The organism is Acetivibrio sp., assembly GCF_035371925.1.
Taxonomy (GTDB): Bacteria; Bacillota; Clostridia; order Acetivibrionales; family Acetivibrionaceae; genus Hungateiclostridium.
The window spans coordinates 1-14,153 of the sequence record NZ_DAORXT010000078.1 but is presented as its reverse complement, the minus strand read 5'-3'; the positions used below and the strand labels follow the sequence as shown (position 1 = coordinate 14,153).

General features: G+C 38.2%; 13 protein-coding genes. 12 read left to right on the top strand and 1 reads right to left on the bottom strand.

Features of this window, described 5'->3' with window-relative positions:
• Positions 1-313: 313 nt before the first annotated feature.
• The 8 genes from PLH43_RS10420 to PLH43_RS10385 all read left to right on the top strand — a co-directional run bounded on the left by PLH43_RS10420 (position 314) and on the right by PLH43_RS10385 (position 8,160).
• Positions 314-1,921: a polysaccharide biosynthesis protein gene (locus PLH43_RS10420; RefSeq protein WP_324362822.1), complete on the top strand. Its 1,608-nt coding sequence runs from the start codon at positions 314-316 to the stop codon at positions 1,919-1,921.
• A 143-nt stretch (positions 1,922-2,064) separates the two neighbouring features.
• Positions 2,065-3,321, top strand: coding sequence for a hypothetical protein (locus PLH43_RS10415; protein WP_324362820.1), 1,257 nt, complete (start codon positions 2,065-2,067; stop codon positions 3,319-3,321).
• 96 nt (positions 3,322-3,417) lie between these two features.
• The gene (locus PLH43_RS10410) at positions 3,418-4,143 is read left to right on the top strand and encodes an ABC transporter ATP-binding protein (protein ID WP_324362818.1); all 726 of its coding nucleotides are present in this window, start codon (positions 3,418-3,420) and stop codon (positions 4,141-4,143) included.
• Complete coding sequence (locus tag PLH43_RS10405) at positions 4,130-4,882, top strand: ABC transporter permease (protein WP_324362815.1); 753 nt, start codon at positions 4,130-4,132, stop codon at positions 4,880-4,882. The genes PLH43_RS10410 and PLH43_RS10405 overlap by 14 nt, the downstream gene beginning before the upstream one ends.
• A gap of 16 nt (positions 4,883-4,898) precedes the next feature.
• Complete coding sequence (locus PLH43_RS10400) at positions 4,899-6,338, top strand: HAMP domain-containing sensor histidine kinase (protein WP_324362814.1); 1,440 nt, start codon at positions 4,899-4,901, stop codon at positions 6,336-6,338.
• A gap of 15 nt (positions 6,339-6,353) precedes the next feature.
• Entirely contained in the window at positions 6,354-7,046 is a 693-nt protein-coding gene (locus PLH43_RS10395) for a response regulator transcription factor (RefSeq protein ID WP_324362813.1), read from the top strand.
• 131 nt (positions 7,047-7,177) lie between these two features.
• Entirely contained in the window at positions 7,178-7,768 is a 591-nt protein-coding gene (gene yyaC, locus PLH43_RS10390) for a spore protease YyaC (protein WP_324362811.1), read from the top strand.
• 215 nt (positions 7,769-7,983) lie between these two features.
• On the top strand, positions 7,984-8,160 hold the full coding sequence (locus PLH43_RS10385; protein ID WP_324362809.1) for a DUF1540 domain-containing protein: 177 nt from the start codon (positions 7,984-7,986) through the stop codon (positions 8,158-8,160).
• A 116-nt stretch (positions 8,161-8,276) separates the two neighbouring features.
• Here PLH43_RS10385 and PLH43_RS10380 read toward each other — a convergent pair whose 3' ends face one another.
• A complete protein-coding gene (locus tag PLH43_RS10380; RefSeq protein ID WP_324362807.1) occupies positions 8,277-9,032 on the bottom strand; it encodes an acyl-ACP thioesterase domain-containing protein in 756 nt (251 codons plus the stop codon).
• A gap of 134 nt (positions 9,033-9,166) precedes the next feature.
• On the opposite strand from PLH43_RS10380, the gene PLH43_RS10375 reads away from it, so the two are divergent.
• From PLH43_RS10375 to PLH43_RS10360, 4 genes are all read left to right on the top strand, one after another.
• Positions 9,167-9,826 carry an HAD family phosphatase gene (locus PLH43_RS10375; RefSeq protein WP_324362805.1) on the top strand — a complete coding sequence of 220 codons (660 nt, stop codon included), beginning with the start codon at positions 9,167-9,169 and terminating at the stop codon, positions 9,824-9,826.
• 27 nt (positions 9,827-9,853) lie between these two features.
• Positions 9,854-10,666: a Cof-type HAD-IIB family hydrolase gene (locus PLH43_RS10370; RefSeq protein WP_324362803.1), complete on the top strand. Its 813-nt coding sequence runs from the start codon at positions 9,854-9,856 to the stop codon at positions 10,664-10,666.
• Positions 10,667-10,735: 69 nt separating this feature from the next.
• Entirely contained in the window at positions 10,736-12,349 is a 1,614-nt protein-coding gene (locus PLH43_RS10365) for a VWA domain-containing protein (RefSeq protein ID WP_324362801.1), read from the top strand.
• Between the two features lie 203 nt (positions 12,350-12,552).
• Complete coding sequence (locus PLH43_RS10360) at positions 12,553-13,863, top strand: radical SAM protein (RefSeq protein ID WP_324362799.1); 1,311 nt, start codon at positions 12,553-12,555, stop codon at positions 13,861-13,863.
• Positions 13,864-14,153: the final 290 nt, after the last annotated feature.

The window sequence follows — 14,153 nt, the reverse complement described above, 5'->3', positions numbered from 1 at the left end:
ATGGGTTTCAGACGTTTTACTTTTTAATTTTTAGCAACTAACTGTCAAACTCCCGGTTAAGCTTCTCAGTGCCGATGATACTTGGATGGAGACGTCCCGGGAAAGTAGGTCGCTGCCAGATTTAATATCAAAGTCCTATGGTTACTCCATAGGGCTTTGTTTTATTCATACACAAAATTTCTTTTAAGAAATATAGTTCTGCAAGCTCATAGAACTTGAACAACTCCATTCATTGTATTAGAATAGGTATGATGGCGCATATGCTGTCAATAATATCAGTTGAAGGCATAATTTATGGAAATTAGGAGTAGGTATGAAAAAACAGTCAATGACAAAGGGGTTTGCGGTTCTGTCGGCGGCAGGACTGATAACAAAAGTATTATCGGTACTTTATATTCCTTTTTTACTTGCCATTATAGGGGATGAAGGAAACGGTATTTATGCTGCTGCATATCAGGTTTATGTTTTTATTTATGTTATTGCCAATTCAGGTATTCCCGTTGCAATAGCAAAGTCTGTATCAGAGCTTGTTGCTGTGGGAAACTACAAAGACGCTTTAAGGATTTTTAAAATATCGCGTTTCTTCCTTATTATAATAGGTACTGTTTTGACGGTGCTTATGTTTGTTACAGCGAAGCCATTAGCTGTCATGATTAATTCGGAAAAATCATTCCTTGCAATAGCGGCATTGTCTCCAACACTGTTTTTTACTGCATTGGCATCTGCGTACAAGGGATATTTCCAGGGGATGAGCAATATGACTCCAACCGCCGTATCCCAAGTGGTTGAGCAGATATTCAACATGACATTCACTGTGCTGTTTGCTGCATTGCTTATAAGTAAAAGCCTTGAAGCAGCATGTGCGGGAGGTACCGTTGGAACGACTGTGGGAGCATTGGCGTCCGTTATTGTTCTAATATTTATATACAACAGAAGAAGTGAAGAGATTAATAATTTGAAAGAGCATAGAAAAACTGCCAAAAGATACTCATACAAAGAGCTTGCCACAAGGATATTTTATTACAGCCTGCCCATAACTATTTGCGTGGGTGCTCAATATGCAGGAAACCTTATTGATGTGGCCAATATAAGAGGGCGTCTTTTGGCTGGCGGTTATACGCTGGAAATGGCATCGGTCATGCACAGCTATTTATCCAAGTACCAGCAAATAATGAATGCGCCGATTTCCATAGTTTCGGCTCTTGCGGCTGCGGTACTGCCGTCTATTTCAGGAGCTGCAGCAGAAAAAGATGTAAAGCAGGTTGAGGACAAATCCAACCACGCTTTTAGGCTTTGCATGCTGATAGTAATTCCATCGGCCGTGGGGTTGTCCATATTGAGTGAACCTGTTTACGCCGTATTGAAATACGGAGCAGGCTCGCATCTAATGCGCTACGGTTCACTGGTACTCATTCTCATGTCCGTTGTACAAATACAGTCTTCGATTTTGCAGGGGGCGGGAAAACTGTACAAGGCAACAATAAACGTAATTTTAGGAATTATAGCAAAGATAATTTTTAATTACATACTTATAGCAAATCCCCGTATAAATATCATGGGTGCGGTGATAGGAAGTATGGTGGGATACGGCTTGACCATTATTCTTAATACAATAACCGTAAGAAAGGAATTGAAAATTAAAATAAACATACTGAAGCAATCGGTAAAACCGGCTGTTTCATCAGTTGTGATGGGTATTTCTGTATGGCTTGTATACAAAGGATTGTCCGTTGTTTTAGGATTTATCAAGAGTGCGTATCTTGTAAATGCTTTATCTACAGTTGTTTCGGTTCTGTTTGGCATGGCGGTATATTTCTACATAATGATACTGGTCAGGGGAATAACAAAAAGGGATTTTGATGTATTGCCGGCCCGAATCAAGGGAATGATACCAAAATTCATATTGAATAAAGCCAGATAGCCGTCTGCAAAGCAAGTTTATATGAAATTGTACAAAAGTTTATAAATTGTTTATATATTATTTAGTTGGATTTTATAGCTGGTATGTAGAATAGAAAGTGAGGAGACGTTTCCTTAAATTTTATTTAAAAAGGAGAGGTGGAAATGAAAAGAAGAAAGAATCTGACGATGCTGATAAGTTTTTGCGTCGGAGCAGTATTGTTTGTGTCAACAGCCTTTGCGGATGTTGTTTCCAAAACAGGGTATGACCAGCTTAAGGATGCGATAAAGAAAACGGTTGCAAGCATTGCGGAGGAATACGACAGCTTTACCGCGGAAATGGGATTATCTGTTAAGGATAATGACAAAGTGCTGATATCAAATTCCGCGATAACAAAGTATGACTTTGCCAACAACAAAATGGAGGAATTATCGACTACCGAAGTTGGCGGAGTTTTGAAGGACGGTTTTTTCCGCTATAGTGACAGTTGGTCTACAATATACCATAACTACAATAGAGAAACCTACTATCTTTATGAGAAGGAAGTTGAAGATAAAGATGTACCGGCTTTTGAGAATTTCTTTGAAGATGAAGAGTTTGAGTACATTGAGAGAATATTCGATGCATTAATAGGAAATCTTAAGGAGTACGTCATTGTAGCGGAAAACTCTGACGGAACCAAGGAATTTTCCGGAGAATTGAGCGATGCACAGATTCCTGCATTGGTTAATGCAGTTATGGCATATGCCGCAAAGAAAACGGTATTTGACAGTCCTTCGGGACAGAATGAATTTGATATTCCGTACCTCAAGAATGATGTGTTTGTGAAGGAAGTAAGAGGAAGAGCTAATGTAAACGGGGACGGAATAGTCGAAAACCTGTTTGGAGAAATTGTAATCTCCGGAAGTGAGGAAAACGGAACAAAGCATGATTTGAAAGTTGAATTGGTGCTCAAGGTTTACAACATAAACTCTACTGAAATAGTAAAGCCTGACTTGACCGGTAAGCAAGTAGAAAAGAACATCGAACACAATAAGGGATTTAATTACGTTCAATTGGAAAAATATCTTGGTAAATGGAAGAATGACATTGTGATAGAAGAAAACGACAGATTCGTCAAGGTAGGTGAAAGGATTATAGAAATTACAGGCTTTGATGACGATTATGTCTATGGAACATACAACGAAATTTACAAGGAAAACTATGCTCATTATTACAATGAATCGAGCAGTTACAGCTTAAAGGCAGACATAAGCGATGAAAATAAAGATTATCTTGAAGCCACCGATGCTTCAGGCAAAGTAATTGACGGTTACATGTATTTGAACATGGGAAGAGTAGAATTCTATATTCCAACTGATAGATATATTGAGGATGGAATCTTGTTTAATTCGACATTCTTCAAGGATTTTGACGAGTAAGAATCACTTGGCACAGAAATTGTTTCAGATTTCTTGAGACTGACAGCGGGTTTTCCGCTGTCGGTTTCATAAATTATTATTTTTTTGGAGGGCTAAATGGAAACTGTTCTTGAAATAAGGGGACTTACCAAATTATATAAGAATGGAAGAGGAATTTTTGATATAAATCTTGATGTATACAGAGGGGATGTGTTTGGATTTCTTGGTCCTAACGGTGCTGGCAAGACTACGGCCATGAAGATTATGACCGGTCTCATGCATCCGGACAGCGGAGATGTGAAGATTTTCGGACACAGTGTCATAACCGAATTTGAAAAGGCCATGAAGAATGTTGGATGTATTATTGAGACTGCGGAGTCCTATGCATATCTTTCGCCCTATGAAAACCTAAAGCTTTTTGCCAGGTTCTATGATAATGTGGATAATAGTAGAATTGACGAGGTTTTGGAGCTTACCGGAATCCTTAAGTTTAAAAATGAAAAGGTGAAGAATTTTTCCCTCGGTATGAAGCAGAGGATGGGTTTGGCTGCAGCAATTTTATCCAAGCCCGAATTGGTAGTATTGGACGAGCCGTTAAACGGGCTTGACGTAGAAGGCATGATAGAGATAAGAAAGCTTATTAAGATGCTTGCAGAGACAGAGAAGACCACCTTCTTTATTTCAAGCCATCTAATCCATGATGTGGAGATAACGTGTAACAGGATTGGGATACTGTACAACGGCAAATTGGTTAATGTGGATACAACCGAAAACATCCTTAAAAACTTTGCTTCACTTGAAAACTATTTTGTAAGTGAGGTAGGTAAAAATGGCAACGTTTAAGGCCGCATTTATAAATGAAGTAGAGAAAATATACAGAAAAAAGAAGGTTGTTGTAGCAGCTATACTGTCACTCCTTGCCATAGTTATGGGACAGCTGGTGGTTATGGGAATAAACAAGGGGTTTGGGTTGATAGCTGCCAGCAGTACTCAGTTTCCGATTCTGGTGCTGTCACTGCTGGTTAATACCATATTGCCGTTATTTACGACACTTGTTGCGATAGATGTGTTTTCCGGTGAGTTCTCTCACAATACGATGAAAATCACATTAACCAGACCGGTTTCAAGGATGAAGCTGTATACGGCCAAAATCTGCGCTGTTGCCTTTTTTGTTCTTGCAAATCTGGTAATGGTGATGCTTTTGTCTTTGGCAGTGGGCGTTGTTTTCAACGCTGTATCGTTATCCGTGTCCGGAGTTTTTCGAATAATTTTGTCCTATATTGTTACGTTGATACCTGTAATGGGCTTTGCCCTTATTGTTGTGTTTTTATCGAATGTATTAAAAAGCGGAACAACAGTGTTCTTTTTATCGATTATTCTGTTCATAGCTTTTAATGCGCTTTCACTGGTATTTCCGAGGTACACAAACTTTTTTATAACATCGATGTTCGATTGGTATGTTTTGTGGAATGTTGATATCATACCGTTGGGCAAGCTTATGAGAGAGTTTCTTATTATGGCAGGCTATGTTATAATGTTTTATACAGCGGGATATTATTTGTTTGATAAAAAAGACTTGTAAAAAGGTGAAATGGGACATGGATTTAAAAAAACGTCTTATTTTTTCGAATGCTGCAATTATTGTTATCCCTTTTGTGATAACATTTGTAGCATCTTTTATTTTTATGTTTATTTTCGGAAGAATACATGATGTTGATATCAACTATAATAATGTAAAAAAGCTTACGCAGATACAATACGAGTTTTTTAAAGCAGACGGAAGCGTACTTAAAAATTCCCCGGAAGTAATTTTGGAAAAAGATTTTCAGCAGTATATTACATCAAGACTTGACAGCATAGAGGCCGATATAGTGGTGCTAAAGGGACAGGAGAGGATTTTTGAAACGAGAGTGCTCAGCATTATTGAGTTGGAAAGGTGTCTTGAAAAGACAGGCGATAACCTGTTTAAGAATATTGTTGAAATTAAGGGCAAAACCTATATGGTAAAAACAATACCTGTAAGCTTTAAGAGCGGCGAGAACGGAAAAGTTGTTTTGCTTGCGCCGGCCATAAATGATTGGATGACAACGGAAAAATTATTCATATTTTCAATTTTGATGTTTGTTATCAGCTTTATAATAACCAATGTGGTTATTATTATCACTTTTTCAAAAAAAGTCATAACTCCTTTAGGAAAGCTTCAAACCGCTGCGGGTAAGATAAGTGAAGGCGACCTTGATTTTGAAATCATTGAGGATGGGGATGCCCAAATAAGGGAGCTGTGCCATTCTTTTGAGAAAATGAGACTTAAGCTTGTGGAGGCAAACTACACACAGAAAAAATATGACGAAAGCAGAAAAATGCTTTTCTCAAGTATATCCCATGACCTAAAGACTCCTATAACATCAATAAAAGGGTATGTTGAGGGTATCTTGGACGGAGTAGCCAATACTCCCGGGAAGGTTGAAAAATACTTAAAGACGGTTCATTCCAAAGCAGTTCATATGGACAGAATGATTGATGACCTTCTTTTGTATTCAAGACTCGATATGAATAAGGTTTCGTTTAACCTTGAAAAGACTGATGTGTTAAAGTACTTCGAAGATTGCATATATGAAATAGATATTGAGCTTGAGAAATCTAATATTAAGCTTGAGCTTCACAACGACATGAGAGGAAAGCGCTATATAATGATAGACAGGGATCAGGTACGAAGAGTGGTGATAAATATAATTGATAATTCGAGAAAGTATATGGACAAGGACGATGGAAAAATAGATATCTTTTTGAGGGAGGCAACGTCAAATGTGGTAATAGAGTTAAAAGACAACGGGTCGGGAATAAGTGAAAGCGATTTGCCTTATATTTTTGATAGATTTTACCGAGCCGATTCCGCAAGGGATACTAAAAAAGGCAGCGGACTGGGACTTGCTATTGCCAAACAGATAATAGAAGGGCATGGGGGAAAAATATGGGCAGTCAGCCGTAAAGGCGAAGGGACAAGTGTGATGATTTCTCTCAAAAAATATGTGGACTGAAGGAGGCAAGAATTTATGAGAAAGATTCTTATCGTTGAAGATGATGAAAGCATAGGGGAGCTTTTACGGGATTATCTTGAAATTAACGGATTTTCTGTGGACATATGCACGGATGGTGTTGATGGCTTAAAGTGTATTCAACATGGAGAGTATGACCTTCTGATTCTTGACATTATGCTGCCCGGAATGAACGGATATGAAATATTGAAAAGAATTCGTGATGAAAAGGATATTCCTGTGCTTATTGTGTCCGCAAAGAAGGAGGAATTTGATAAAATCCGCGGCTTGAAGCTTGGGGCCGATGATTATATTACCAAGCCCTTCAGTCCGGGAGAGCTGGTGGCAAGGGTAAATGCTCACATAGCAAAATATGAAAGACTCAAAAATAAATTTGGAAATAATAATTCGGCTTCCATTACGATAAGGGGACTTGAAATTCAAAAGGATTCAAGAAGGGTATTTGTAAACGGAAAGGAAGTAAACCTGGCACAGAAAGAATTTGATATCCTATTGTTTTTGGCCCAGAATCCCAACAGGGTCTTTTCAAGGGAAGAGCTTTTTGACAGGATATGGGGAGTGGATTCCTTGGGGGATGCTGCAACGGTTACCGTACATATTGGAAGAATCAGGGAGAAAATTGAGCCGGAGCCTTCAAACCCCCAGTATATTGAAACTGTTTGGGGAGCAGGCTACAGATTAAGGACGTGAAAGAAAATGCGAATTTTTTGCACTTTTTTGCAAGTCCGATTTGTTGTATAATGTACTTGTAAACTAAAAATAAGAGAGATTAATAAGATTTTATTTAAAATTATTGTATTTTTCTTAGGGGAGTAGGTAATATGTTAAAATCTAAGAAGCTATATTTTAGCGCAGAAGAGAAATTGTGCCAGTACAAGTTGAATCATGAAATTTACAACATGGTTAAAAACATTGACAAACGATACGAAAGAATTGCAGTTGTAGGTATAGGTACGGACCGTTCCACGGGGGACAGCTTTGGACCGTTGGTGGGCTTCATGCTTTCAAAGTGCAAAATATACGATTTTGATGTTTACGGTACAATTATTGAGCCTGTCCATGCTTTAAACCTGAAGGAAACAGTGGATAAAATCGACACTTCGAATACCCTTGTTATTGCCGTTGATGCATCTATAGGAAATATCGAACATATCGGACACATCGGACTTTGCAATGAGCCGATAAAACCCGGAAGCGGAGTGGGCAAGGATTTGCCCCCTGTCGGTGATATATCGTTGTCCGGTATTGTAGCATTTGGAGGATTTGCGCCTCATGTAATGCTCCAGAATACGAGTCTCGGATTGGTTTATAAGATGGCTGAGATAACCAGCAATGCGATAAAGTATGTTTTGTACAAACAGCAGTTGGAACCTCAGAGGAATTCAAAATTGAATACCTTTGCCACTGCTTGATATTTTACTGTTTTTAATTTCAAAATTTGAAAAATATAGCCTATGGCACAGAATGTCTTTTAATTGAAAGATACTCTGTGTTTTTTATGCGTGAATTCTTACAGATTATATTATAATATTTTACTTTGCTTTTCATATTAATGGATGTATTAAAAGACGGTATTCTTTTAAAAATAATATTGTAGTTCACTAATACAAATTCGGGAGGATGCATTATGAAAGTTCAGAAAATGAACCGCCCAAACGAAGGTATAAAGTGCGTTGTAAACACATGCCATTATTATATGAGCGGCGACCATTGTGCCGCGGAAAAAATTGAAGTTCAGCCCAAAAATGCACTGGATTCTCAAGAAACAGACTGTGCAACATTTACTCCAAGTGTTCAAGGATAACGGAAAGCAAAATAATAAGCAAAAAACAAGAAATCGGGTTGAGTACAAGGGCTTGTACTCAGCCCTTATTATTAGCATCTCAAAGCTCATGTAAATGCCGGCAGATTTATATATGACTATATCTTATTCCAGATTGTTTCTGCCGATGCCAGCTCCACGCCGGTATTTTTATCCCAAATCTTGTGAAAAAGCCGAGGTGACTCGTTATGCTCCCGGTCGATTATGCATCCGGATTTTATGACCGAGCCTAAGGAAGCTTCTTTTTTATAAATAATCTGGAGAGATGCTGCCTTGAAGTTGTCGTATATTTCCTGAGGTATGGTTTCCATAATCCAGTCGATATATTTCTTGTTATTGACGTGATTGTTTGTATCAATATCGCTCCTCTTTACGGAAAATTCCTCTAAAATATCGGGCTCAAAATCAAAATCAAGGTCTGTAAAGGGCTGCTCCAAAGCTCTTTCTTCATCTATACCGTAAGCATCTCCCATTTCGGCAGGGATTCTCATGGGTCTTCTTTTTTTAATATTGAAATATATCCATACGGATGATGCCTTTAAAATGATTTTATCACTGCCATCCGTTACGAGAAATTCTCTGTAGCCGTAGAAACGTTCGAAAGAAGAGGCCCATGTCTCCACATTAATTGTTTCTCCAAGCTTTGGAAGCCTGTCTATTTTAATCGACCAGCGGTTTAATACCCAGCCTGAATCGGCAGCCATTAACTCGTTGACTCCGTATCCTGCAGAAGCAGAGTGGGATATTGCACAGTCTTCCAGATAGTTTAGCAGGGACAAAAGAGTTGCTTCCTGCATAGAATTGATTTCGTAGTAATGTACCTCGTACTTTTTTGAAAATCTTTTCTTCGGCATTTGCATCATTCCCTTGAAATTATTGTTGTATACTATTATTATTATATATACGCGTTCGGGAAAAGACAAAGTATTTTGATGTGCAATTGTACAATTTTAATTATTGTTTTATAAAATGGGTGGTGTGTTTTATTTTGGAAAGATTTAAAGCGGTTGTATTTGATATGGACGGGCTTATGATTGATACGGAACGCCTGTATTTTGAAGTAGAAAGGGTAATAGCCCGAGATTTTGGAAAAGAAGTTAAAGATGAAACTCTGTGGAAGATGATGGGGAGAAAGCCTATAGAAGCTATAACTGTTTTTGCAGAGGATCTGGGGCTTGATATTTCCCCCGAGGAACTGCTGGGCATAAGGGACAATTTGTTTGTTAAAAAGCTTGTAAATGAGGTTGAAGCAATGCCGGGGCTTTCCGATATTTTAAACAGCCTCAAGGGAAAGCTGAAGATGGGTATTGCTACAGGTTCTCCGAGTAAATTTCTTAAAATAGTGCTGGATAAACTTAATATAGGAGGTTATTTCGATATTTTTGTAACATCGGATGAAGTTCAAAAAGGGAAACCTGACCCTGAAGTTTATAATATTGCGGCAATGAGGCTTCAGGTCCTGCCGTCTGAGTGTATTGTTCTTGAGGATTCAAGCAACGGTGCTCTTGCGGCGGTAAAGGCAGGATGCTATACAATTGCCGTACCGTCGGTGTATACCGACAAGCAGGACTTTAGCTTTGTAAATTATATTGCCCGGGATTTAAGAGACGCTGCACAAAAAATCGGTGAACTTATTAATAGAGAATAGGATTGAATGTGAAGGGATAGTTTGGTAATGGAGAGAAAATTTAAAGGATTAATGCTTGTCAGTGATTTGGATGGGACTTTGCTAAACAGCAGGTTTGAAATAAGTGAAGAGAATATAAAGGCTATTTCTTATTTTGTAGACAACGGAGGAGTATTTACTATTGCCACGGGCAGAATGGAGCTTGGAGTAAGAGAATACTTGAAGGTTTTGCCGGTAAATGCTCCTGTGATTTTATATAATGGTGCACTTATATATGATTTTGATAATGAAAAGAATCTCTGGACCTGCGGCTTTAGAGAGGACATAAGAGGATTATTAAAAGAGGTTTTGGACAAATTCCCTTATTTAGGAATTGAAATATTCCCGGGGGGAGACAATGTTTATTTGCTGCGGGAAAATGAAGAGACCGAAAAGCACAGGAAAAAGGAAGGCTTTAACCCTATACTGATTTCTCGGGATGAAATACCCGAAAAATTTTACAAGGTCATACTTACGGCTAATCCCCAGAGGCTTCCCGAGGTTGAGGATTTTTTAAAGCCAAGGGCGGAAGGATTTAGAACAGTGTATTCGGAGAAGCAGTTTTTAGAGATTCTTGACCAAGAAACTTCAAAAGGGAGGGCTTTGATAGAGCTTGCAAAGATGATGGGAATTGAAAAAAGTAAAGTAATTTCCATTGGTGACAATCAAAATGACATAGAAATGATAGAAACATCGGGAACAGGGTTTGCTGTTGAAAATGCACATCCCGAGCTGATAGAAGCTTGTGACTGTGTTTGCGTTCACCATGACAGTCATGCAGCCGGTTATGTAGTCGATTGGATTGAAAAAAATAAATTATAAATAAAATATGGAACCAAAAATAAGGAACTCCGTCTAATACAAAAAACACAAAAAAACGGAGGGAATTATATGAAAATAAACATTATTACAAAATACACAAAAAATGTCGTGTGGATTTTGGTTTGCTTTATTTTGATGGCTGCCTTGCTTTCTTCCTGCGGCGGGGCATCGCTAAAAGAGTATGGCAATTTGACGGCGATGGATTCAAACTACAATCTTGACAATTCGAGAACCATGGGTTTTCAGTATGATGGGGAAATAGATGGTGATATTGATCCGAGCCAATATAATACCGAGGACTACAATGCTATTAACGAGAATATATTCCTTGATACATATAACAATCCTCTGTCAACATTTTCTGTGGATGTGGATACGGCATCCTACAGCAATATAAGACGCTTTCTCAATTCTTCGCAAAAGCCGCCTATAGATGCCGTAAGAATTGAAGAAATGATAAACTACTTCACATATGACTATCCTGAGCCCGACGGAGACGATCCTTTTAGCGTGACAACTGAGATCGGACAGTGCCCGTGGAACCCCGAAAGCAAACTTATGCTTGTGGGGCTTCAGACCAAGAAACTTTCCACAGAGGAGCTTCCTCCAAACAATCTGGTTTTTCTATTAGATGTTTCGGGCTCAATGAATGCACCTAACAAGCTTCCCCTTTTAAAATCGGCTTTTAAGCTTCTTGTAGACGAACTGGGCGAGAATGACAGGGTGTCGATTGTGGTTTATGCAGGTGCGGCAGGCTTGGTTTTGGATTCAACTTCCGGAAATGAAAAGGATAAGATACTTGATGCCTTGATGCAGTTGGAAGCAGGGGGCTCAACAGCTGGTGCCGAAGGAATAAAACTTGCTTATGAAATAGCAAAGAAAAACTTTATCGAGTCGGGCAACAATCGTGTTATTCTCGCTACTGACGGCGATTTTAATGTCGGCGTTAGCAGTGAGGCTGAGCTTGTCAGGTTGATTGAGAAAAAAAGAAATGAAGGCATATTCCTTACGGTGCTCGGTTTCGGAACCGGCAATTACAAAGATTCAAAGATGGAAAGCCTTGCAGACAAAGGTAACGGTAACTATGCTTATATAGATGATATTGCAGAAGCCAGGAAAGTCCTTGTAAATGAAATGGGTGCAACTTTAAACACCGTTGCAAAGGATGTAAAAATACAGGTGGAGTTTAACCCTGCAAAGATAAAGGCCTACAGGTTGATCGGATATGAAAACAGGCTCTTGAGAGACGAAGATTTTAACGATGATTCGGTAGATGCCGGAGAAATTGGTGCAGGGCATTCGGTAACCGCACTCTATGAGATTGTTCCGGCGGATTCGGATTTTGAGGTCCCAGGGGTTGACGAGCTCAAATATCAGAAATCTCAACTTATAGACAGCGATGAAGTTGCTACAGTAAAAATAAGGTATAAAAACCCCAAATCCATTACAAGCAAACTGCTTTCTAAGACTGTGACAGAAGAGGATGAGGTAATGGCATCGGAAAATCTTGAGTTTGCAGCAGCTGTTGCAGAATTCGGTCTAATTCTTAGAGAGTCGAAATATAAAGGCAATTCTTCCTACAGCCATGTTCTTGAGGTTGCAAGGCAATATGCCGACAGAGATGACAATGGATACAGAAATGAATTTGTGAAGCTCGTCGAGAAAGCAAAAAGCATTGATTAATTAGGAAACAATTAATGTAAAAATCAATTGACGTGAAAAAACTGCCTCGAAGCAAATTAGAGGCAGTTTTTTTATGGGTAAATTTCTTTAAAAACAGCATGAGGGATATTATCAGTTTGAAAATACGGAATGTTTTGATAGAATATAATTGTAAAAACATTTGGACTGTTTTAACTTATTTTATATAAGGGATGACTTTGATTATGGATATTAATATTAATATAATTAATATAGTGACACTTGTAAAAATGGCGGTAAATCCTTCGCTTGTAAAAAAAGCTTGGCAAATTCACAAAGTTTTGTCTGAAAATAAGGAATACAAACTAAAGAACTTTATTGGAAGTATACATAATGCTTTTAAGAATGAAAGGATTTTACAGCATCAAAATACTTTTGTGATTAGTTCTTTTATTCCGCCAATAAATACAAAGGCTTTTAACAGTCTGTTCGACGGTATACCGGGAAGCGGCGGCAACGTTTTTGAAAATCTTGCAAAGGGCAAAAGGAAATTTCCGGTTTGGATGAATATTGATGTTACATCAAGATACCCGAATAACAGAGATTCAAATGATGGAAACGGTTCTTTTGAAGGGCAAAAGAATCTTTTTAAAGATATGGAAAAAGAAATCCTCATATCTTTGATAAATGAGATTCAGGATATGGGGGTTGGGATTGTTGGCCTTACCGGCGGAGAGCCTCTACTTAGAGACGATCTTGAGCAAATCATTGAAAAAATTGATGACAGAAGTGTGTCTTATGTATATTCCACAGGATATGGCTTGACGTCTCAGAGAGCAAGAGATTTAAAATCAGCCGGCTTATACGGAACGGTAATAGATATTCAATCGATGAGTGAAAGTGAACATAATGAAATAATGGGTTTTAATGGTGCTTATCACTACGCCTTAAATGCAATTGAGAACTCAAAAAAGGCTGAGCTTTATACGGTTTCAAGGACTTTTTGCAGTAAGAAGCTTTTAAAGGAAGGAAACATTAGGGAATTTATAAAGTTTCTCGGAGAAAGCGGAGTTGATGAAGTAAGGTTGATGGAACCGAAGCCTTTTGGAAAAAGCGGGATAATAAACCGGGAGGAATTACTTACTGATGATGAGCGAAGAGAACTGATTGAGCTGCATATATTGTGCAATAAGGATGCAAGTTTGCCGAAAGTATCCGTTTGCTCATACTTTGAATCTCAAGGAATGTTCGGATGCGGTGCTGCCGGATATTACTCTTTTATTGACGGTCATGGAAATTTGTATCCATGCGATTATATACCCTTTAACTTCGGCAATGTTTTCGAAACTCCAATAAAAGCATTGTGGAAAAAGATGTATAGGGCCTTTGAAGAACCGATAGGACATTGCTGTTCGCAAATCTATTTCAATCAAATGGAAGATGGTGAATTTCAGCAGTATCCGCAAAGAGTGAAAACTTTACCGGAAAATTGTAAAATTTGCACTGGACAAGTCGCACCCGGATTTTATAAAATCCTTAACGGCGAAAAAATATAAAAATGAAAAAAGCAATTTTGTAATAATACCTATAATCAAAAAAAATATTATTTTTAAAAATGCCCCCCAAAATTTACTTATACATCGAATATATATTACAAGAAAAAAAGAGTGGTCGTTTAATAAGCTTATGCTATTGACAATATCCAAGCAAGTGAGTCAAAAGGGTGATATAGTTTTGGAATGCCGAAAGACAGCTCATTACCGCAAGAGTAATCCTAAACAGTATGCAGTTTTGAATATTCTCGAAAAGTAACTGGAAAACCAGCTAAATGTTAATTATTGGGATA

Bases quoted from the DNA above. Each gene is read 5' to 3' on its own strand.
- PLH43_RS10370 (WP_324362803.1), top strand. From the start codon at position 9,854: ATGGAGAGAAAATTTAAAGGATTAATGCTTGTCAGTGATTTGGATGGG.
- yyaC (WP_324362811.1), top strand. From the start codon at position 7,178: ATGTTAAAATCTAAGAAGCTATATTTTAGCGCAGAAGAGAAATTGTGC.
- PLH43_RS10365 (WP_324362801.1), top strand. From the start codon at position 10,736: ATGAAAATAAACATTATTACAAAATACACAAAAAATGTCGTGTGGATT.
- PLH43_RS10400 (WP_324362814.1), top strand. From the start codon at position 4,899: ATGGATTTAAAAAAACGTCTTATTTTTTCGAATGCTGCAATTATTGTT.
- PLH43_RS10420 (WP_324362822.1), top strand. From the start codon at position 314: ATGAAAAAACAGTCAATGACAAAGGGGTTTGCGGTTCTGTCGGCGGCA.
- PLH43_RS10415 (WP_324362820.1), top strand. From the start codon at position 2,065: ATGAAAAGAAGAAAGAATCTGACGATGCTGATAAGTTTTTGCGTCGGA.
- PLH43_RS10380 (WP_324362807.1), bottom strand. From the start codon at position 9,032: ATGCCGAAGAAAAGATTTTCAAAAAAGTACGAGGTACATTACTACGAA.
- PLH43_RS10395 (WP_324362813.1), top strand. From the start codon at position 6,354: ATGAGAAAGATTCTTATCGTTGAAGATGATGAAAGCATAGGGGAGCTT.
- PLH43_RS10405 (WP_324362815.1), top strand. From the start codon at position 4,130: ATGGCAACGTTTAAGGCCGCATTTATAAATGAAGTAGAGAAAATATAC.
- PLH43_RS10385 (WP_324362809.1), top strand. From the start codon at position 7,984: ATGAAAGTTCAGAAAATGAACCGCCCAAACGAAGGTATAAAGTGCGTT.
- PLH43_RS10360 (WP_324362799.1), top strand. From the start codon at position 12,553: ATGGATATTAATATTAATATAATTAATATAGTGACACTTGTAAAAATG.
- PLH43_RS10410 (WP_324362818.1), top strand. From the start codon at position 3,418: ATGGAAACTGTTCTTGAAATAAGGGGACTTACCAAATTATATAAGAAT.